Source organism: Mesorhizobium sp. P5_C1 (genome assembly GCF_054049815.1).
Genome location: NZ_JBFULQ010000051.1, coordinates 1 through 20,446 on the forward strand (window position 1 = coordinate 1; position 20,446 = coordinate 20,446).

Here is a 20,446-nt window from a genome sequence, read left to right on the forward strand (position 1 = left end):
CCTCCAAACCCTTCACCTTACTGGAGAGGGCATCCACGTTGGAAATGTAGGCCGGGATGATGGTGCCGGCCTCCTCGGAGACCATAGCCTGCATCTGGCCGTAGATCTCCTTGCGCTTGGCCTGGTCGAGCGAGCCGCGCGCCTCGATGAGCATCTTGTCGAACTTCTCGGACTTGTACTGGCTTTCGTTCCAGGGCGCGTTGGAAGCGTAGAGGAGCGAGAACAGGATGTCCGGCGTCGGGCGCGGATTGATGTTGCCGAAATGGATCGGCGCCTTGAGCCAGTAATTGTCCCAATAGCCGTCGGCCGGGACGCGCTGGACGTCGAGTTTCATGCCGATATCCGCGCCGGCGGCCTGGATGATCACCGCCATGTCGATCGACGAGGTCGCGGCGTCGGAAGCGATCACCGGGATGGACTGGCCGAGCAGGCCTGCCTTCTGGAAGTGGAACTTCGCCTTGTCCGGGTCGAAAGCCTTCGGCTTGATGTCGGGATTGTGGAAGATGTTTGCCGGCGAGACAGGCTGGTCGTTGCCGATTTCGCCAAGGCCGCGCAACGCCGATTTGACGATCTGCTCGCGGTTGACGAGATACTTCATGCCGGCCACGAAATCGGCCTTGCTGCCCGGATCCATGTCGAGGCGGATGTTGAGGTCGGTATAGTTACCCGAGGTCGTCTTCGACAGCTCGAAGCCGTGCTGGCCGCCGATGAGCTTCATCGCGCGCGGATTGATCGAAGCCGCAAAATTGATGTCGCCGGAAAGCAGGGCGTTGACGCGGGCACTGTCGTCGCTGATGGCGATGAATTCGAAAGAGTCGAGATAGGGCTTGCCCGACTTCCAGTAGTTCTTGTTCTTGGTGACCACCGACCGCACGCCCGGTTCGAAAGCCTGGAGCACGAAGGCGCCGGTGCCATTGCCCTTGGAGAAGTCGGTGGTGCCGTCCTGGACGATCATGAAGTGATGCAGCGCCAGGATGGTCGGGAGGTCGGCATTCGGGTCGGCGAGCGTGATTTCGACGGTCGACTTGTCTACCGCCTTGAAGCCGCTCATCTGCGCGGCGATCTTGGCGACCTTGGAGCCGACCGCTTTGTCGAGATGGCGCTTCAGCGAGTAGACGACGTCGTCGGCGGTAAGGTCCTTGCCGTCGTGGAAGGTGACGCCCTTGCGCAGCTTCACCGTCCAGGTCTTGGCGTCCTTGCTGTCGAAGCTCTCGGCCAGCTCCATCTGCGTGACGCCATCCTTGTCGAGGAAAGTCAGGCGGTTGTAGAGCGAGCAGCAGCGGACATAGTCGGTGGAGAGCGACGCCTTTGCAGGATCAAGCGTGTCGGCGGTCGATGACGACCAGCCGGCGGCTTTGAAGTTTCCGCCGGAAACCGGCTCAGCGGCGACGGCATTGGTGGCGCGGCCGAGCACCAGGCTGCCCGCGGCAACCGCGGCGCCGCCGGCCAACAGCATCTTGAGAAGTTCGCGGCGGTTCGCGCCCCGCCGAATGGCGTTTTCGACCATGGCATCGTCTGCGCTGGTCCAGTTCGTGATCTTGTCGGTCATGTTATTCCCCTTTCTGTTTGTTTGGTCGGGATGCTCGTCTTGTTGCGGCTTTCCGGGCTTGGGCTCAGGTTCGTTCCTTCAGGCTTTCCCGCACGGCCGACGCCAATGCGGCCATTGAGGTGAAGTGGTAGTCCGGGGCGGTGAAGCGCTCCGGCTCGATCGTGCCGCCATAGCCCTTCTGGGCGTGCCGGCGTTCGATCCAGCAGTTGGTCAGGCCAAGTGTCCGGGAAATGCCGATGTCGTGATACTGGCTCTGCGCGACGTGCAGGATGTCGTCCTTGCGGTCACCCCGGGAGGCGACGAAATCAAAGACCTTCTGGAAGAACGCCGGATCCGGTTTCTCCGTTCCGGTATCGTCGGCGGTAAAGGTGGCGAAGAAGGGCGATCCCAACTGCTTCTCGAAATGATTGAGTGCCCAGCGCCGGGCATTGGTCATGGCAATCAGCTTGTGTGACTTCGCAAGCTCGGCCAATGCCGCCGCGCTGTCGGGAAAGCCTTGCCAGGTGCTGGCGGAGTCCTGCAGGCGGACGCCGTATTTCTCCTCGGCCGGCAGGCCGAGCCGCGGCGCGATGACCCTGTAGACACGCACGAGATCGTCAGGGAACAGCCCTGCATCGGGCATGTAGCGGGCCTGCCGGTACAGGGCCAGCGCGGCTTCGCCATTGATGGAAACGCCAGCGTCACCGGCAATCCCGGCCAGGCAGGTGGTAATGCCGYCTTCGAAGTCGATCAGCGTGCCGACGACGTCGAAGGTCATGTATTTGAATTCGCTAAAGCCCCTGGCCAAGACTGGCTCTCCTCTGCGCGCGGCCGAATTGAATGGTGTTGAACAGAACAAAATTCCGTGCTGTCCGGGGCGTCGGCCTTTTCAAAAGCTCGGAAATTCGGGCCTTCTGGCCTTGTCTTAAGGACAGTCTGGCACTTCCCCCGCGCTGGATTCGCCGAAAAGGCGTGAGGGAGCGGCACAAAATTGCGAAATCGTCTGCCCCGGCGCTATTTCGAAATACGCGGTATTCGTCGCCCGTCATGCCAGGGCCTGGCGGACATCAGCATCGTCCAATGTTTGGTCGAGCGTCCGGCGCGTGCGCTCGACGATAGCATCGATGTCGTCGTCGGTGCAGCAGAGCGGGGGAGCGTAGCCGATAACCCCATTCGCAAAGGCACGGATGATGAGACCGTTGTCCCACGCCCTGTCGAAGACGCGCCGCGCCGGCATGGCCGATGCGGGAAGCGGTGTCTTCCTCCTTTTGTCGACCACCAGTTCGATCGCGGCAAGCATGCCGCGACCACGCACGTCGCCCACCAGCGGGTGGTCTCTCAGGCCCTCCAGCCCCGCCATCAGGCGAGCGCCGGCCTTGATGCCGTTCTCCAGCAGGCCGTCTTCGTAGAGCTTCAACACCTCGAGCGCGACGGCGGCGCTGACGGGATGGGCGGAATAGGTATAGCCGTGGCCGACCGCAGAAGCGCCCGCGCCATCGGCGATGACGTTGTAGACATGATCGGCCATGAACACTGCGCCCATCGGAACATAGCCCGAGGTCAGCCCCTTCGCGGTCGTCATCAAGTCGGGAACGATGTCCTCGTCCGTGCAGGCGAAGAGAGGGCCCGTGCGGCCGAAGCCGGTGATCACCTCGTCGGCGATGAACAGGATGCCGTACTCCCGGCAGAGTTCGCGCATCGCCTTGATCCAGCCCTTCGGCGGGACGATCACACCACCCGACCCCTGGATCGGCTCGGCATAGAAGGCAGCGACCCGCTCCGGTCCGAGCTCCTCGATCTTGGCCTTCAGCGCGGCGAGCGATGCGGCGATGATCGCGTTCGCGTCCTCGCCTACCGGGTTGCGATAGGGGTAGGGCGAGGGGATCTTGTGTTGCCATTCGAAGGGAATGCCGAAACCGGCGTGAAAGGCGGGCAGGGCGGTCAGGCCCGCGCCGACCACCGACGATCCGTGATAGCCTTGCTCGATGGAAATAAACTGGTCGCGTTTCGGCTCGCCCCTGGCATTCCAATAATAGCGAACGAAACGGATCGTGCTGTCGACCGCGTCAGACCCGCCGAGCGTGAAATAGACGTGATTGAGATCCCCGGGCGCGCGTTCGGCCAGTTCCGAGGCGAGCCGGATGGCCGGCTCCGAACCGAGGTCGAAATAGGCGGTGGCGTAGGGAAGCTCGCGCATCTGCCTTGCCGCCGCCTCGACGATGCTGTCGTGGCCGTAGCCGGCATTGACGCACCACAGTCCGGCGAAACCGTCGACAAGTTGCCGGCCGGATGCATCGGTCACGGTCGCCCCCTTCGCCGATTTCAGCACGCGCACGCCGAGGGCCTCATGGCCACGGTATGAGGAGACCGGATGGATGAGATGGGCGCGGTCGAGTTCGATCAGGGAATTGGCGAGCATTGTTTTCCTCCGCGCTAGCCGAGCGCCTGATTGGCGAGGGCGTAAACTTTTGGCCTGGCCTGTTCCGCGCCCGTCTTGGGCGGACGGTCCATGGCGACGCCGCCGCCGGCATGGGCGAGGCCGATGTCTTCGAGCCAGCCGGCAATGCCGGTCCGGCTGTCGGTATCCACACGCAGAAAGGCGCCGGGGCGCGGCGCGGCGAAGAAGCTGATCAGGGCCCTGGCGTCCGCGGGACTTCCCGCGATGACCGGACCAATCACCTCGCCGCGTCCAAACGGGCGGATCGCGGCATAGGCGTCGATGGCGCCGTTGCGGCGGATAACCGCGAGTTGGCCGTGCTCGGCCAGCGCATCGATCAGGGCTTCGCGGTCGGCGCCATAGGCGTCGCGGTCCATCGCCTTGATGTCCGACAGATCGTCCATGCGTGCGGCTTCCACGTCCTCGGGCGCGCCGAGCTGTGCAACCGTGCCCTGATGCTGCAGGATCGTGCCGGAGGGCACAAAGCCCAGTTTCTGATAGAGAGGCATGCCGTCAGTCGTCGCGACGAGCCGCAGCGGACGGTCGCCGGCGAGGGCGAGAGCCTGATCCATAAGCCGGCGCCCGAGCCCCTTGCCACGCACGTTCCTGTCGACGATCACCATGTTGATCATGGCGCAATCCGCGCCGTAGGGCGTTACCAGGATGGTTCCGGTGACACGGCCCTCGTCGTCGAGCGCGACCGCGCCGCTTGAGAGCTGCAGCGCCATCTGCCAGTCCTGGGGGCGATGCGGCCACTTCTCCTGGCGAGAAAGCGCCACCGCTCCCTCGATATGGTCCGGCCCGAAGTCCTGGATTTCGATCTCGCCCTGCGGCATGAGGCATCCCTATCGTCTGCTGCCCAAGTCTCGGTCATCGGCGCGCCGCAGATCATCTGAAGGCTTTGGCTTCGACAGTATCTTTCGCCGTAGCGCGAGGCGTGCGCCGCATCTTGTGCTGGCACCCTCCACGGCGGACTTGCTTCACATCTCGCACGGCGCCGCTTCGGCACGGCAAATGCTACAGCGTGCCAAACCGGATGGTGGATACGGAACTTTCTGCTTTCGGGAGGGCGATTTCGGTCAGGTGGGTCGCCACCAGCCGTCCTATGATGAAATACATCCCAGCGCGGATGTGCTTCCACCGGAGATCGACGGACATGGCTTCCTTCAGGCCCAAATACATCACCTTCGACTGCTACGGCACGTTGACCGATTTCCAGATGGCGGAAGCGGCGCGAGACCTCTACGGCAGCCGGCTCGACGAACCGCGCATGCAGGAGTTCATCAAGAACTTCGCGGCGTATCGGCTCGACGAGATCATGGGCGACTGGAAGCCCTATGCCGACGTCGTTCACAACGCGCTCGAGCGCTCCTGCAAGCGCAATGGCGTCGCCTTCAGCGCCGACGACGCCAGGATGGTCTATGAGCGTGTCCCGACCTGGGGACCGCACGCGGACGTCCCGGCCGGCCTGGCGAAGGTGGCCAAGGCGATTCCGCTGGTCATCCTGTCCAACGCCATGAACGCGCAGATCATGTCCAATGTCGAAAAGCTAGGCGCGCCGTTTCACGCCGTCTACACGGCCGAGCAGGCGCAGGCCTACAAGCCTCGCTTCCAAGCCTTCGAATACATGCTCGACATGCTGGGCTGCGGCACGGAGGACATCCTTCACTGCTCGTCTTCGTTCCGCTACGACCTGATGTCGGCCCACGATCTCGGCATAAAGAACAAGGTCTGGGTCAACCGGGGCCACGAGCCAGCCAACCCGTACTATGGCTATGTCGAGATATCAGACATTTCGGGTCTTCCAGGCGTGGTCGGTCTCTGAAACAGGCGGGTTGCCGATGAAGTTCGTCTCCTACTGGCACGACACGGCCCCTGTCTTTTCCGGCGGGGCGCAGGGCCCGGTCGAGGGGCACTACGATGCCGCCATCATCGGCGGCGGCTTCACCGGTCTCGCCGCGGCGCGCCAACTGGCGAAGGCCGGCGCCAAGGTGGCCGTGCTGGAGGCAGAACGGGTCGGCTGGGGCGCATCCGGTCGCAATGGCGGGCACTTGAACAACGGCCTCGCCCACAGCTATCTCTCGGCCAAGGCGGAGCTCGGCAAGGAACGCGCAATCGCGCTCTACCGGGCGCTCGACGACTCTGTCGATACCATTGAGGCGCTGGTCGCCGAAGAGGGCATCGACTGCAATTTCCGCCGTGCTGGCAAACTGAAGCTCGCCTCCAAGCCGCTGCATTTCGAAGCGATCGCCCGCAACTTCGAAGCTCTCCATGCCGAAGTCGATCCGGATACGGAGCTGCTGTCGGCGGCAGATCTCAAGTCCGAGATTGGCTCGCCCTTCTACGGCGCGATGCTGTCGAAGAAGAGCGCCATGATGCATATGGGCCGCTATGTGGCAGGCTTGGCCACGGCCGCCGCCCGCCACGGCGCGGTGATCCACGAGAACGCGGCGGTGACCGACCGCAAGCAGGCCGGCAACAGGCATGAGCTGACAACCTCCCGCGGGCGGATCAGCGCCGACAATGTGCTGGTGGCGACCGGCGCTTACACGACGCCGAATTTCGGCTATTTCCGCCGCAGGATCATCTCCGTCGGCAGCTTCATCATCGCTACAAGGCCGTTGAGCGACGACGAGATCGCTGCGACCATGCCCGGCAACCGGACATGCGTGACATCGATGAACATAGGCAACTACTTCCGGCTTTCGCCGGACAGGCGCCTGATCTTCGGCGGTCGCGCACGCTTCTCGGCGACATCGGACCAGCGCTCCGATGCCAGGAGCGGACAGATATTGCAGGCAGGCCTTGCGGCGATCTTCCCGCAACTGGCCAAGGTCGAGATCGACTATTGCTGGGGCGGGCTGGTCGACATGACCAAGGACCGTTTTCCGCGGGCCGGCTACCATGACGGTGTCTGGTACGCGATGGGCTATTCGGGCCACGGCGCGCAGCTTTCCACCCATCTCGGCATGATCCTGGCCGATGCCATGCTCGGCCGCGAGGACCGCAATCCGATGAAGGGGCTCGAGTGGCCGTCCATCCCCGGCTATTCTGGCAAGCCCTGGTTCCTGCCGATGGTCGGGCTCTATTACAAGATGCTAGACAAGATCCAGTAGAGGTTCCAGCAGAGGGCGGTCGCGGAAGGTCCGCACCGCCTCGTGGCTGCAGCTCAGCTCAGCCCGCCGATGTGAAAACTCTTCATCTCGAGATATTCCTCGATACCGGCCTGCGCGCCTTCACGCCCGAGGCCGGACTGCTTGACGCCGCCGAAGGGGGCCACCTCCATCGAGACCGTGCCGGTGTTGAGTCCCACCATGCCGAACTCCAATGCCTCGCCGACGCGCCAGGCGCGTTTCAGGTTTTCTGTGTAAAAGTAGGAAGCAAGCCCGTAGGGCGTGCCGTTGGCGAGCGCGATCGCTTCCTCTTCCGTCTCGAACCGGAAAAGCGGCGCGACCGGGCCGAACGTTTCCTCGCCGGCGAGCTGCATGTCTTTCGTGGCGCCGGTCAGCACCAGCGGCGCGACATATTGAGGGCCCTCCGGCAGCGCCGGCTTCTCGCTGATGATCACAGCACCTTTGGCGATCGCGTCGTCGACATGGCGGTTGATCTTCTCGACCGCCGCCATGTTGATCATCGGCCCGATGGTGACGCCAGGCTGCGTGCCGGGCCCCACCGTCATGGCGTTGACGCGGGCGGAAAGCTTCGCGGCGAAGGTTTCGTAGACAGTGGCCTGGACGAGAATGCGGTTGGCGCAGACGCAGGTCTGGCCGCCGTTGCGGAACTTCGAGACAAGCGCGCCCTCGACGGCGAGATCGAGATCGGCGTCGTCGAAGACGATGAGAGGCGCGTTGCCGCCGAGTTCGAGACTGAGCCGCTTAACGCTGTCCGCCGCGCCACGCATCAGCAGCGAACCGACCCGAGTCGAGCCGGTGAAGGAGATCTTGCGAACGGTCTCGTTCGCCATGATCTCGTTGCCGATTTCGGCCGGCATGCCGGTGACGATGTTGATGACGCCGGCGGGGATGCCCGCGCGCTCGGCAAGCACGCCGAGCGCCAGCGCCGAATAGGGGGTGAACTCGGATGGCTTGATGACCACCGTGCAGCCGGCGGCCAGCGCCGGCGCGACCTTGCGGGTGATCATCGCGTTGGGGAAGTTCCACGGCGTGATGATGCCGCACACACCGACCGGTTCCTTCAGCACGATGATGCGCCTGTCTGGCGTCGGCGAGGGGATGGTGTGGCCGTTGATGCGGCGGGCTTCCTCCGCGAACCATTTGACGAAGGACGCGCCGTAACGGATCTCGCCCTTGGCCTCGTCCAGCGGCTTGCCCTGTTCGGTCGTCAGGATCAGCGCGAGATCGTCCAGATGCGCGAGCATCAGGCCATGCCAGGCTTCCAGCAGGGAAGCGCGCTCGGCGTTGGTCTTCTTCTTCCAATCCGCGTAGGCGGAAGCGGCGGCCTCTATGGCCGCGCGGGTCTCCGGACCGGCCATGTCGGGCACCGTGCCGATCGCTGCCTGCGTTGCCGGGTCGACGACGTCGACCGTCCTCCCGGAGCCTGCAGCGACCCACTTACCGCCGATCAGGCCGGCTTCTCGGAAGAGACTTTTGTCTTTCAGGTTTTTCATCGAAAACGACCTTGCAATCAGGTGAGCGCCGCGACGATGGCGGCCGTGATGGTTTCCGTGGTGTCCTTGCCGGCAGTTGTTCCAACGCCTCGCGCGGTCGTCGCCTCGACTGCCTTCATGACGCGGTCGGCCGCGGCTTTTTCGCCGAGATGATCGAGCATCATTGCGCCGGACCAGATGGTGGCGATCGGATTGGCGATGCCGAGATGTGCGATGTCGGGTGCCGAACCGTGCACCGGCTCGAACATGGACGGCGCCGAGCGGTCGGGATTGATGTTGGCGGAGGCCGCGTAGCCGAGCCCGCCCTGGATTGCCGCGCCGATGTCGGTGAGGATATCGCCGAACAGGTTGGAGGCGACGACGACGTCAAGGCTCTCCGGCGCCATGATCATGCGCGCGGCGAGCGCGTCGACATGATAGCTGGTCACTTCGACGTCGGAGTACTCCGCGGCCAGCTTGCGGGTAATCTCGTCCCAGAACACCATCGAATATTTCTGCGCGTTGGATTTGGTGACGGAGGCGAGCTTGCCGCGCCGCGCCCGCGCCTGCTCGAAGCCGAAGCGCAGGATGCGCTCGACGCCGGCACGGGTGAAGATCGAGGTCTCCACGGCGACCTCGTCCAGCGTGCCTTGATGCACGCGCCCGCCGGCGCCCGAATATTCGCCTTCGGTGTTCTCACGGATGCACAATATGTCGAAGTTTTCCGCCCGCAGCGGCCCTGTCACGCCCGGCAGCAGGCGGTGCGGCCGGATGTTGGCGTACTGCACGAATGCCTTGCGGATCGGCAGCAGCAGGCCGTGCAGCGAAACGGAATCCGGCACCTCCGCCGGCCAGCCGACCGCGCCGAGAAGGATGGCGTCGAAGCCGCGCAAGGTGTCGATGGCATCCTCGGGCATCATGCGGCCGGTCTCCTTGAAGAAGCGGCAGGACCAGGGGAACACGGTGCCCGTCAGGGCAAAGCCGAAGTTTTTGGCAACGGTTTTCAGCACTGTCCAAGCGGCGGCGGTCACATCGCGGCCGATGCCGTCACCAGGGATCAGGGCGATCGAGTAGGTCGTCATCGGCATCACTTCAAAGGCTGATCAGGACACTCTTGGTCCTGCGGTTGGCGAGATAGGCCTCACGGCCAAGATCCTTGCCGATGCCGGACCGCTTGTAGCCCCCGGTTGGCAGGATATGGTCGCGCGAGCGGCTGTAGCGGTTGACCCAGACGGTGCCCGCTTCGAGCTTGCGCGCGAAGCGGATGGTACGGGACAGGTCGGAGGTGAAGAGGCCGGAGGCGAGCCCGTAGGTCGGATGGCAGGACAGTGCCAGCGCCTCGTCCTCGGTCTCGAAGGTCTGGACGGTCAGGACCGGACCGAAGATCTCCTCGACGATCGCTGGATTGGCCTGGTCGACATCTGTGATCAGCGTCGGCTCGTAGAAATAGCCGAGGCTGTCCATCGCGGCGCCGCCGGTCAGGCATTGGCCGCCGGCTTCGACCGCGGCCCGCACGATGCCGTCGATACGCGCCCGCTGCCGTTCCGAGATAACAGGCGAATACTGCGTCGCCTCGTCCCAGGTCGGGCCGGGCCGCACCGCCTTCATCTTCTCCAGGATCGTGGCCGTCAGCCTGTCGGCCAAGCTCTTCTCGACGATCAGGCGCGTGCCGGCCACACAGGCCTGGCCGGCATTGAAGGTGACGCTGCCGGCGATCGCCGTCGCTGCCTTCTCCAGATCGGCATCGGCAAAGACGATCTGCGGGCTCTTGCCGCCGAGTTCCAGCGTCATCGGCTTGACGCCGGTGCGAGCGACGTTTTCCATGATGGCCGAACCGGCGCGGGTCGAGCCGGTGAAGCTGACCTTGGCGATCTCGGGATGGCCGGTCAGCGCCGTTCCAGTCGTCAGGCCGTCTCCCAGGACTACGTTTATGAGCCCTGCCGGTAAGCCTGCCCTCACGGCGAGTTGTGCCATGTAGACTGCGGAAAAGGGCGTCATTTCCGACGGCTTCAGCACGACCGCATTGCCCGCGGCCAGTGCCGGACCAAGCTTCCAGCCAGCCATCGAGATGGGGAAGTTCCACGGCGTGATCGCGCCGACCACGCCATAGGGCTCGCTCATGATCATGCCGAGACTGGCTTCGTCGGTCGGCACCAGCTCGCTGCCTTCCTTGTCGGCGAATTCGGCAAAGAAGCGGATCTGCTCGGCGGTTATGGCAATGTCGCCGGCGACGAGCTGGCCGACGGGCCGCGTCGAGCACAGCGCCTCGATTTTTGCCAGCGTTTCGGCTTCCGCCTCGATCAGGTCGGCCCAGGCCTGGAGCGCCCTGGTGCGCTCGCGCGGCCGAACTCCGCCCCAGTTGCTGGTCTTCAGCGCCGCCTTGGCGCCCGCTACCGCCCGGTCGACCATTTCGACGCCGGCCACGGGGCTGACGGCGTATGCCTTGCCATCCGACGGGCGGCGCATCTCGATCGCACCCTCGGCCGCAATCAGCTCCCCGCCGATAAAATGGCCGACGGGAAGGGAGACGGTATCCGGGTCGAAGCTCAGGCCCATGGGCGCCCACTCTCAGCTGTTCTGGAGGAGCCTAGCCCGTGCAACAGCGCAGCATGCACCGTTCGAAGATCGGTCGCGGATGATTGTTGCGTGCTGGCGATGAGGGACGGCAAAATCTGTTGCGGAGGCCAGGGCCTCACGTGCGAACCCCATTATCCTACCGTGACGTAGATCTTGCGCACCGTTTCGATGGTCTTCCAGACGCCGGTGAAGCCGGGCTTCATCACGAAGCTGTCGCCGGCGCGGTAGGTCACCGTCTCGCCGGCGTCGGGCGTGATCTCGATCACGCCGGAAAGGATGTGGCAGAATTCGAAAGTCTCGCCCTTGATCGAGCGCGTCTCTCCCGGCGTCGCTTCCCAGACGCCGGTATGGACGAGATCGTCCTTGGCGGCGTCCTGCGCCCACGTCTTGAAGGCGGGGTCGCCGGCTATCAGCCGTTCGGGCAACGCCCTGGACTGGCGTGGCGGGAAAGATGGGGCGGTGTCGACGGTCTTGAGCAGGGACAAGTGATGGCCTTTCAGGTTGGATTTCAATAGCCGCGCGACCGGTCGATGAGCCCGATGGGGTCGAGCCCGGCGCGGTGGCGTCGGATGTTTTCGATGACGGCCCGCGCTGCAGTTGCGGGCTGGGTGACGCTGGCGACATGCGGGGTCAGGATGATCTTCGGATGCGACCAGAACGGATGGCCTGCGGGCAGCGGTTCGGGATCGGTGACGTCGATCATCGCCGCCGCAAGGTGGCCGCTGTTCAGCGCGACGAGAAGCGCTTCATGATCAAGCTGTGGCCCTCGGCCCGCGTGGACGAGCGCGGCGCCCTTGGGCAGTTTCGCGAACAGGTCGGCATCGAGAAAACCGCGCGTGTCTTCGGTCAGCGGCAGCAGACAGACCAGAATGTCGCTGGACGCCAGCGTTCGCTCCAACCCGAGCTCGCCGTGGTGACAGGTCACGCCGTCAATCTGCCGTGGCGAGCGGCTCCAGCCGGCGAGCGGGAAACCGAAGGGCTTCAGCCGGTCGAGGACGGCCTGACCGAGTTGCCCGAGGCCGAGCACGCCGATCCGGCGCGACCCAGCCTGCAGCTGTGGGATGTCACGCCATTCGCCGGCGCGTTGCTGTGCCAGATAGGCGGGCAGGTTGCGATGCAGGGCGAGCACGGCCAGCGTTACATACTCCTGCATCATGCGCACGATGCCTTCCTCGACCGTGCGCACGATCTTCACCTGTTCTGGTAAGGTATCGAGGCGGAACTGGTCTACGCCGGCGCCAATGGAGAACAGGATCTCCAGGTTCCTGTAGCGCGCGAGGTCTTCTGGCGCGGTCCAGGTAATGAGATAGCGTACGGAGTCAGGATCGACTGTTGCGGCATCCATAGTGAAGGGGACGTCCGGCAGTTCCTCGGCGAAGGCATCGGCGAAGATCGCTCCGCGCCGCGCATCGGAATTGAACAGGAATGTCATTCCGGTTCCCCTTCAAGCCGCGCAGCGGGCGCCCAGCGCCTCGATCAATCGCTGGCAGGCGGCGAGTTCGCTGGTGAGAATGTACTCATCCGGCTTGTGGGCGCGATCGATGTCGCCGGGGCCGCAGATGATCGCATCGACCCCGGCAGCCTGGTAAAGTCCGGCCTCCGTGCCGTAGCTGACGGCGGCAAGCGGCGCTTCGCCGGTCAGCTCGGCTAACAGTGCCGCCAGTGCCGCGTCCTGCGGCAGCGACAGCGCCGGATAGGCGCTCATCGGCGTCCACTCGACCCGAAAGCCATCTTCGGCCGCAAGGGCCTCGGCTCGCGCCTTGACCGGCGTGAGCAGGCTGGCCGGGTCGACGCCTGGAATGGCGCGCGCCTCAAGGTCCAGCGTGCAGGTGCCGGGAATGATGTTGACCGACTGTCCGCCTGCCACCACGCCCGCTTGCAGCGAGGAGTAGGGCGGCTCGAAGGCAGGGTCGAACGGACCGTTCGCCAGCCGCTCGGCTTCGCTCACGGCCGTGCTCAGCGCACCGGCCATGGCGTGGATGGCGTTGAGGCCGAGATCGGGCCGCGAGGAATGGCCTGAGCGCCCGTTGATCGTCACGCGGGCGGCCGCCTTGCCCTTGTGCCCGCGCACGGCGCGCATGCCGCTCGGCTCGCCGACGATGACACCGAGCGGCTTCGCGCAAAGTTCGGGGAGGCGGGCGATCAAATGCGGCACGCCGCGGCATCCGACCTCCTCGTCATAGGAGAAGGCAAGATGAATTGGCCTGGCCAGGCCCAGTCCCGTCAGCGCAGGCACGGCCGCGAGCGCCGCGGCCAGAAACCCCTTCATGTCAGTTGTGCCGCGTCCGTAGAGTCGCGTGCCCTCTCGGCGCAGCGCGAAAGGAGCCGAACTCCATTGCGGCTCGCCGGCGGGAACGACGTCCATGTGGCCGGACAGGATGTAGCCAGGGACATCGGCGGGGCCGATCGTCGCGAACAGATTGGAACGGTCGCCTTCTGGCCCCGGGAGCACCGTGACCTGCGCCCCGTGCTCTACGAGATGGGCCTCTATCCAGCCGGCGATATCACCGTTCGGCTTGCCTGCGACCGATGGAAAGGCGACGAGACGGTCGAGGATGTCGAAGACGTCCATTCCAGCCCTCAAAGCATTTCGGGTCCACCGGGATCGATACCGTCGACCATACGCTGCTAGATTTCCGGAGAGGATGTGCGCGTTCTTTCGCGATTGCGTGCCGAAAGCGGAAATGTTTCAGTTGAATCTAGCGTTGGTGCGCGGCTTTCGAGCAAATCGTACCGGTCTGCTTGTTTAGCGTTGGTAGGGGCAGAGGGTGGCCATCGGTGCGTCGCTCTCTGGTACGATAATCTTGCAGGGGCATGGACTTGAAGCCGTCCGGAAGCTTGAAAATCGATACGTTCTCGATGCGCGTCGGCGACATCGAAAGCGTCGAACTGGATCGCTTGCACGCGCTCTCGCTCTCCGTGGGATGGCCGCATCGCGCCGAGGACTGGCAATTCCTGCGCGAGTCGGGAGAAGGGTTCGTGGCGCTCGATGAGATCGGCCGGGTTCTCGGTTCGGCCATGTGGTTCGCGCATGGTGCCGATTTCGCAACCGTGGGCATGGTCATCACCTCGCCGCGGCTCCAGACCCTGGGGGCGGGGCAATGGCTGATGAAGCGGGTCTTCGACAAGGTCGTCGGCCGTGATCTGCGCCTCAATGCAACGCGCGCGGCAAGGCGGCTCTATCTCTCGCTCGACTTCCAGCCGGAGAAGACCGTTTATCAATGCCAGGGCATCGCCCGCGTGCCGACGACGGGTTGGCCGGCAAATATTCGAGGCGATGTCCGGACTTTGGACGCAAGGGATATTCCCGCCGTGATCGCGCTCGACGCGGCAGCATTTGGCGTAAGGCGGACGGCGCTCGTCGAACAGCTTTTCGCCCTCTCGGCCGGCTATGGTCTTTTCAAGAATGGCAGGCTGAACGCATTCGCGCTCTGTCGGCCGTTCGGGCGGGGCCATGTCGTGGGGCCGGTTGTGGCGGAAAGCGACGCGGATGCCGTGGCGATCGTGCGGCCGCACGTGGCCGACCATTCGGGGGCCTTCCTGCGCATAGACACCCACATGGACAAAGGCGAGTTCGCCGCCTTTCTGTCACACAGCGGAATGCCGGTTTTCGACACGGTTCTCACCATGTCGATGGGCAAACGCCTCGCCGATTTTGCCGTCGGCGGCGCATCTGCGCCGGTGACCTATGGCCTCGCCAGTCAAACTCTCGGGTAGTTTAGTCCAGGGCGCGGGCCGGCGCGGCGGTTCACGCCGGCACAATCGCGGCTAGCTGGGAGAACCGACATCGAGGCGAGACGGCTTTTTTTGCAACCATGCTGGACCAAACGCAGCAGGCCAAACTGGAAGTGTTACAGCCTTCCAAATTGCTTAAGGGGGCGTGGATCAATAGGGGTCATAGAATTAGCCGAGTTTCGATAGTGAAGCGTCGCGGAACCATACGAAACGATGCGGGAAGATTTCTGATTTTGGCCCACGAAAAATTAAATAAAATCAACGTTCTTGATACGTCCTCCGGGCCCACCAATACCTTTTCGAGATAAAGAGTATCAGCCTGGGTGGCAAAGGAGCAGAACATCAAGGTGAGCCGACGTGCGTGAGGATGTTGCTCTGTGCGGCTCCTTCGCCCAACGCCCCGTGAAAGTGCTACCTATTGTGACACCTAATTGTGATACAAATCGAGACCAGAGGCAGAAAAAAGACAATAAAAACAATATCTTGTAGAAGATGTTGATCCCAGCCAGCGGTACCAATAAATTCAGTGGTTTGTCGCATGGGGTAGGGGCGTCCTTGCCCGCTTCATGTCACACCTATGTTGCAACTGGCTACCGTTGATTTCCAAGGGTTTCCTGCGACTATCGGCAAGTCCGTGCGACATCCCCAAAAACGGCGGCGGCGCCGGGGTGAGGTTGAGCAAGCCATGAGGCTGATCAGATCATTGGTGAGACGTGCGCCGGAATGGCTGCTGCTTCAGTGGGAAAAGGCGCGGCGACGCCAAATCCTCAAGCGCTACCCCCCTTTTGGGGAGCCGGCGTGGGGTCAGCAGCCGACTTTTTTGAGATACTGATCGGATTGGTCCATGCCACTTGATATCGAAACTCGGTTTCTCTGCCTGGCGGATTTTGAACCCGCGGCGCGGGAGCTATTGCCGCACGCGGTTTATGAGTTCATTGCCGCCGGTGCTGGCGAAGAAATCACCAAGCGTGACAATGAAGCCGCATTCGACCGCATCAAGTTAAGGCCGCGCGTGCTTCGCGATGTGACAAGACTTGATACCGGGATCACGCTCTTCGGGCAAAGTCTGCCGCATCCGATCATCCTAGCCCCAATAGCATATCAGCGGCTGGCGCATCCGGAAGGCGAGGTGGCCGCGGCGCGCGGCGCCGGAGTGGCGGAAGCGGTGTTCACTCTGGGCACGACGGCGACGGCGGCGATCGAGGATTGCATGGCGGTGACCCAGTCTCCAGTCTGGTTCCTTCTCTATTGGCAAAGCGATAGCAGTTTCAATGGCGAACTCGTATCGCGCATGGCCGCACTGGGCGCAAAGGCGATCAGTGTGACGGTCGACATGCCAACACCAGGCGATCGCCGCAGGCAGTTCCGGGCAGGATTCAAAATTCCCGACAGCCTCGCAACGCCATACTTCAAGGACCGGAACACCGGCGTCCTCAAAGTTGGCACTGCGCAGCGGCGCGCCATGCCGACCTGGGCGGATATTGCCTGGCTGCGTTCTCTGACAACCCTGCCGCTTATCCTGAAGGGCATCCTCGATCCTGACGATGCCGAGCAGGCGATCGGAACCGGTGCCGATGCCATCGTCGTCTCGAACCACGGTTCGCGCAACCTCGACACCCTGCCGGCGACCATCGACGCCCTGTCCGCCATCGCGGATCGGGTGGCCGGGCGGATTCCCATCATCCTCGACGGCGGCGTGAGGCGTGGCACCGACGTTTTGAAGGCAATTGCCCTGGGGGCAAGCGCGGTCATGATTGGCCGCCCCTATGTCTACGCACTGGCAACGGATGGTGCCGAGGGCGTAGCCCATTGTGTCAACCTGCTTCGCCGGGACTTCGAGGTCGCAATGGCGCTTACCGGCCGGGCGCGGATCGGCGAGATCGACCGGTCGGTAATCTGGTGAAGCCGGACCTATTCCTTAGCGCTCTGATGGCGGCTGTGGTCCTGTCTCAAAGACGATTGACGAAGCACTCTGCCAGTTCCAGCAACCCCGCCGCACGCTCTGGAAACGGCCGGCGTCGAGTTCATCGCAGAGAGCGCCCTAGCATAGCGCCTCGTGCCCCTCAGATGTTCCTCTCGAAGGTATGAGCCACGATCGGATCTGGCGTCGATAGCTCAAATCCTTTAGCTGCCATAAAGGTCAGAACGATAGCCACAGCTATCGATGCAATCACGGTGGCGGTGCGAGCTATGATTCTCATGATCTCTACCCAAAGCTCCAGCAAATTCTCTCGGACGGGTARGTCCGCCTTCTAAGGTCGGGATGCTCGCGGCGGATTGCAACTAACCCTTAGTCTAGGTCCAGCTTCGGCGCGCTTGGCAATGCGGGTCGGAAGCGGCCCCGCGTTTCGCTATCCCTTCGGCAGCAGCACCGGCATTTCAGAAAAGCACCAGCTAATTTGTGCTCCGCTGGGCGGAACAGCGCCGTTAGAGCCAGTGCTCCAAAAGAAAGGAGTGGACAACGCACCCAGGGCGGATTGCGTTTGCGCTCGACTGGCGCAATCCTCACCTAGGGGAAGTGAGGAAGCATGAGCAGCTTGGGCTTATGGGTCATACTCGCGACGGCGACCATGGCGATCCTTTACCTGTTGTCGTATGTCTCGATCACGATGTAGGGAGATGGCCGGGGCGTGCTGCATTTGTTGACGGTCAGCGCCCCTTCTTCACCTTCGGCGTGATCTCCTCGATCCGCACCTTGTTCTGGATAGCCAGCGTCGAGGCAGCCGGTCGGAAGCGCACCACGGTAGACAGCTATAGCTCGCACCTTGATCTGCACATCGTGCCGTTGATCGGGATCTCAAACTTACAGCGCTGAACATCGCCGCTGCACGCTCGTTTGAGGATCAACTGCGCGCAGCGGTCGTTCTCAAGCGATGATCCGAAGGGTTCGCTCGCATGGGTGAACTCACTCGGGGTAGCCCCCAACGTCCTCCGGCCCCGGCTTGTTGAAAAGGATAAATGCCAAGGGATTGCCGGGCTCGGACATTGCATCGCTGCGCAGGCCCGATATCTCTCCAGCCACGCCGCTTGCGTACTCCGCAACCACTTCGCCGAAGCTATTGCGCTGGATGGCCACCTTCTGTCCGGCCTCGACCTTGTCGTTGAGCTTGACCAGATACTCGACCAACCCGCCCTCGGTTGCCAGGATCGGGAACGCACTGTTGCCGACAAAGACGTGCACGTCCTTGCCCGTGCGTCCCATCGGCCCGGCGACGATGCCGTGATGCTTGAGCACGTTCATCGTGCCTTCCACGAATAGCCCGATCATCTCGAGGTCCAGGTGGCGGGCAGCCCCGATCTCCGGGCAAAAGGACGGGATGCCCGCGGCGTTAAACGCGTTATGGAGGACATTGGGATATGTTGGATTGTCGAAGATCTGGCCGATCGGATAGAGCTCCGCCATCGCCTTGATCTCGGGCACGTCCATCTCGGCAATATTGAATGCGGTGACCTCGAATCCGGTCGTTCCGGTATGGAAGTCGATCGCGAAGTCGGCGTTGGGCCGCAGCAGCCGGTTGAACACCAGCCCGGCGTGTCGGCTGGCCGCGGTGATGTCGTTCTCGTTCCCGGGCCACACCCGGTTCATGTCGATCAGGTCGAGGCCTCTGCCCGCGTTGGGCCATCTGCGCTGCATGCTTTCCAGGGCCGGGCGGGAGATGTCGGTGACCGCCATCACCGTGCCCGACATCTCAGCGGGGTCGAGCTGGTTCATCACGGTCTGGACCGTATGTATGGAACTCATCTCGTCGCCATGCACCCCGCTGGTCAGGATGCCGCGCTTGCCCGACTTCGCCCCCTTGGCGACGGCCACGGACACATACCAGTGCTGTCCAGTGGGACTCTCCACGCCCTGGAAATACAGAAGGTGCTTCTTGCCGGGCTCCAGGTCGTTGACGTCGAGCGTGCTGACGACTTTCTTCCCCTGGATCACATCGCCGACATAAATCGTCGCCGATGGCGCACCCGCTGCCGGAGTGGACGAGGAAGTCGCCGAGTCCTCGGCGTTCGCGGCGCCGGCGTTGGCCGCCAAGGCGGCCGCGGCGCCGACCGTTGCAATGGATGCCATTATAAGGTCGCGGCGATCAATGCCCTTTACAGATTTGTCCGACATGATGGGGCCTTTTTGCAGAAAATCCCCCGCGACTTCAAAATACTGGTATGCCGCCCAACAAGCAAGCTTGCATGATTTCTGTGCGGTAGGAAGAGGAGTAGTCCGGGCCGGTGCCAACGCTTCGGTGCTGCCAATCTTCAGCGTGGCCAGCCTTGTCGGCTCCGGCGCGGTGGTTGCGGCGGTCCCGGCTTTCGAGATCGTGTGCAATTGGGTGCTTGGGATCAAGGGCCGGCCCTTGGTCTCGCTGGCCATCGCGGCCAACATCCTCGCCTGCGCTCACAGGCTCGGCCTCGGGCGGCCTGACCGTCGCGCTCGAAGTTAGTCCCTTGACAATACGCTTTTCGGGGGAGTTGATTCTAGGGAAACCAAAGCAACGTCACGGAGAGTTCCATGCCTCGTCCCTTGTTTGCTTGCCTGGGTCTCGTTCTCAGTCTTGTCGTGCCCCTGGCTCTGCCGGCGCCCGCCCATGCCGTCACGATCAACATCAACATCGGCACCAGCCTCAACAATGGCCGAGCGATCACATGCCGAGAGGGCGAGAGGCTGCTGCGCAACCGTGGTTTTTGGAACGTCCGGCGAGTGGATTGCCGCGGGCGCCTTTTCACCTATCGGGCGCGCCGCGCCAACGGTCTGTTTGAAGTCGGGTTGAACGCGCGCAATGGCCGTGTCGTAGATATGCACCGCATCAGGCGGTGACCTCGTCGCGGGTCCGGCTGCCGCGGCCGGCCGTTCGAACCGCGAAACAATCGCATGAGGCGCCCGTCGCAAGCAGCGATCACATCCTGGCGCGCGCGGCAAGATGTTGCTTCAGTTGCGCTATCTGGTCGGCCGACCACCCCTGTGGGTCAGTCACGGCGAGCCACGCATTGACGTAGTGTTCGGGCGCAAAGACATGTCCGTAGCCCATCGGCGAGTTGGTCGACACGGCCATGTCGAGGGCGAGCTGCAGCATCGATACGATCGGGTACCACCGCAGCTCCGGCGAGACGTCCGGGCCGCGCGGCGCATTCATCCAGTCCGGACGGCGATAGAAATCGCTATAGGCGAAGAACGTCAGTGGATCGCTCGCATACTGGAGGTAGACGATGCGCAGTGGACCCCAGGGCGCGTCCCTCGGACCGGGGTCGCCGTTCTGGTTCATGAAACGGACGAAGGACCCGTCTCGGAATTGCGGCAGCCAGGCCGGTGACCCGGCATTGCGATGCTCCGTCACGCTGCGCCAGATTCTGCTCTTGAACGGCGGACCGCTCCACAGAGCCCCCTGGACAGGGTCACCAAGCATCTCGAAAAGCTCCATCGATCTCTCGGAATTCATCGCTCCCAAGCTCAGGCCATGCAGATAGAGTTTCGGCCGACTCTCGTGCGGGAGCGTCGTCCAGTATCCATAGACTGCGGCAAACAAAGCCTTTGCAGCCTCCGAGCCGTATTCCGGCTCGAGCAGCAGCGATAGCG

19 protein-coding genes and 1 pseudogene are annotated in these 20,446 nt (G+C 63.3%); 7 read left to right on the top strand and 13 right to left on the bottom strand.

Annotated elements, in window-relative coordinates:
* From ACXJ7R_RS06815 to ACXJ7R_RS06835, 5 genes are all read right to left on the bottom strand, one after another.
* Nucleotides 1–1,549 (bottom strand): ABC transporter substrate-binding protein (locus ACXJ7R_RS06815; protein WP_457151147.1); only part of this gene is annotated, 1,549 nt, incomplete at its 3' end.
* Between the two features lie 64 nt (nt 1,550–1,613).
* On the bottom strand, nt 1,614–2,306 hold the full coding sequence (locus tag ACXJ7R_RS06820; RefSeq protein WP_457151164.1) for an HAD-IA family hydrolase: 693 nt from the start codon (nt 2,304–2,306) through the stop codon (nt 1,614–1,616).
* 267 nt (nt 2,307–2,573) lie between these two features.
* A complete protein-coding gene (locus ACXJ7R_RS06825) occupies nt 2,574–3,947 on the bottom strand; it encodes an aminotransferase class III-fold pyridoxal phosphate-dependent enzyme (RefSeq protein ID WP_457151148.1) in 1,374 nt (457 codons plus the stop codon).
* A 14-nt stretch (nt 3,948–3,961) separates the two neighbouring features.
* A complete protein-coding gene (locus ACXJ7R_RS06830; RefSeq protein ID WP_457151149.1) occupies nt 3,962–4,801 on the bottom strand; it encodes a GNAT family N-acetyltransferase in 840 nt (279 codons plus the stop codon).
* A gap of 181 nt (nt 4,802–4,982) precedes the next feature.
* Complete coding sequence (locus tag ACXJ7R_RS06835; RefSeq protein WP_457151150.1) at nt 4,983–5,123, bottom strand: hypothetical protein; 141 nt, start codon at nt 5,121–5,123, stop codon at nt 4,983–4,985.
* Here ACXJ7R_RS06835 and ACXJ7R_RS06840 point away from each other — a divergent pair.
* Nucleotides 5,122–5,790, top strand: a complete 669-nt coding sequence (locus ACXJ7R_RS06840) for a haloacid dehalogenase type II (protein ID WP_457151151.1) — start codon at nt 5,122–5,124, stop codon at nt 5,788–5,790. The two genes, ACXJ7R_RS06835 and ACXJ7R_RS06840, sit on opposite strands and share 2 nt — an antisense overlap.
* 16 nt (nt 5,791–5,806) lie before the next feature.
* The gene (locus ACXJ7R_RS06845; protein ID WP_457151152.1) at nt 5,807–7,081 is read left to right on the top strand and encodes an NAD(P)/FAD-dependent oxidoreductase; all 1,275 of its coding nucleotides are present in this window, start codon (nt 5,807–5,809) and stop codon (nt 7,079–7,081) included.
* A gap of 53 nt (nt 7,082–7,134) precedes the next feature.
* Here ACXJ7R_RS06845 and ACXJ7R_RS06850 read toward each other — a convergent pair whose 3' ends face one another.
* From ACXJ7R_RS06850 to argE, 6 genes are all read right to left on the bottom strand, one after another.
* On the bottom strand, nt 7,135–8,592 hold the full coding sequence (locus ACXJ7R_RS06850; RefSeq protein ID WP_457151153.1) for an NAD-dependent succinate-semialdehyde dehydrogenase: 1,458 nt from the start codon (nt 8,590–8,592) through the stop codon (nt 7,135–7,137).
* A gap of 17 nt (nt 8,593–8,609) precedes the next feature.
* Nucleotides 8,610–9,653: a tartrate dehydrogenase gene (locus ACXJ7R_RS06855; protein WP_457151154.1), complete on the bottom strand. Its 1,044-nt coding sequence runs from the start codon at nt 9,651–9,653 to the stop codon at nt 8,610–8,612.
* Between the two features lie 10 nt (nt 9,654–9,663).
* The gene (locus ACXJ7R_RS06860; protein WP_457151155.1) at nt 9,664–11,127 is read right to left on the bottom strand and encodes an aldehyde dehydrogenase family protein; all 1,464 of its coding nucleotides are present in this window, start codon (nt 11,125–11,127) and stop codon (nt 9,664–9,666) included.
* 152 nt (nt 11,128–11,279) lie between these two features.
* Nucleotides 11,280–11,633: a cupin domain-containing protein gene (locus ACXJ7R_RS06865; RefSeq protein ID WP_457151156.1), complete on the bottom strand. Its 354-nt coding sequence runs from the start codon at nt 11,631–11,633 to the stop codon at nt 11,280–11,282.
* 23 nt (nt 11,634–11,656) lie between these two features.
* Nucleotides 11,657–12,580, bottom strand: a complete 924-nt coding sequence (locus tag ACXJ7R_RS06870) for a 2-hydroxyacid dehydrogenase (RefSeq protein WP_457151157.1) — start codon at nt 12,578–12,580, stop codon at nt 11,657–11,659.
* Between the two features lie 12 nt (nt 12,581–12,592).
* Nucleotides 12,593–13,720: an acetylornithine deacetylase gene (gene argE, locus ACXJ7R_RS06875; protein WP_457151158.1), complete on the bottom strand. Its 1,128-nt coding sequence runs from the start codon at nt 13,718–13,720 to the stop codon at nt 12,593–12,595.
* A gap of 242 nt (nt 13,721–13,962) precedes the next feature.
* Here argE and ACXJ7R_RS06880 point away from each other — a divergent pair, with 242 nt between their 5' ends.
* The 3 genes from ACXJ7R_RS06880 (at nt 13,963) to ACXJ7R_RS06890 (ending at nt 17,698) form a co-directional block, all read left to right on the top strand.
* Nucleotides 13,963–14,865 carry a GNAT family N-acetyltransferase gene (locus ACXJ7R_RS06880; RefSeq protein ID WP_457151159.1) on the top strand — a complete coding sequence of 301 codons (903 nt, stop codon included), beginning with the start codon at nt 13,963–13,965 and terminating at the stop codon, nt 14,863–14,865.
* Between the two features lie 862 nt (nt 14,866–15,727).
* Nucleotides 15,728–16,786 (top strand): alpha-hydroxy acid oxidase, encoded by a 1,059-nt coding sequence (locus tag ACXJ7R_RS06885; protein WP_457151160.1) that lies wholly within the window; start codon nt 15,728–15,730, stop codon nt 16,784–16,786.
* Between the two features lie 642 nt (nt 16,787–17,428).
* Entirely contained in the window at nt 17,429–17,698 is a 270-nt protein-coding gene (locus tag ACXJ7R_RS06890; protein ID WP_457151161.1) for a hypothetical protein, read from the top strand.
* 90 nt (nt 17,699–17,788) lie between these two features.
* Here ACXJ7R_RS06890 and ACXJ7R_RS06895 read toward each other — a convergent pair whose 3' ends face one another.
* Nucleotides 17,789–18,994, bottom strand: a complete 1,206-nt coding sequence (locus ACXJ7R_RS06895; protein ID WP_457151165.1) for a M14 family metallopeptidase — start codon at nt 18,992–18,994, stop codon at nt 17,789–17,791.
* 91 nt (nt 18,995–19,085) lie between these two features.
* On the opposite strand from ACXJ7R_RS06895, the pseudogene ACXJ7R_RS06900 reads away from it, so the two are divergent.
* Together ACXJ7R_RS06900 and ACXJ7R_RS06905 are read left to right on the top strand one after the other, a co-directional pair.
* A pseudogene (locus ACXJ7R_RS06900) lies at nt 19,086–19,311 on the top strand (GntP family permease); the annotation flags it as partial.
* 73 nt (nt 19,312–19,384) lie between these two features.
* Nucleotides 19,385–19,690: a hypothetical protein gene (locus ACXJ7R_RS06905; RefSeq protein WP_457151162.1), complete on the top strand. Its 306-nt coding sequence runs from the start codon at nt 19,385–19,387 to the stop codon at nt 19,688–19,690.
* Between the two features lie 79 nt (nt 19,691–19,769).
* Here the strand turns inward: ACXJ7R_RS06905 and ACXJ7R_RS06910 are convergent.
* On the bottom strand, nt 19,770–20,446 hold a 677-nt coding region (locus ACXJ7R_RS06910; RefSeq protein WP_457151163.1), incomplete at its 5' end, for an alpha/beta-hydrolase family protein.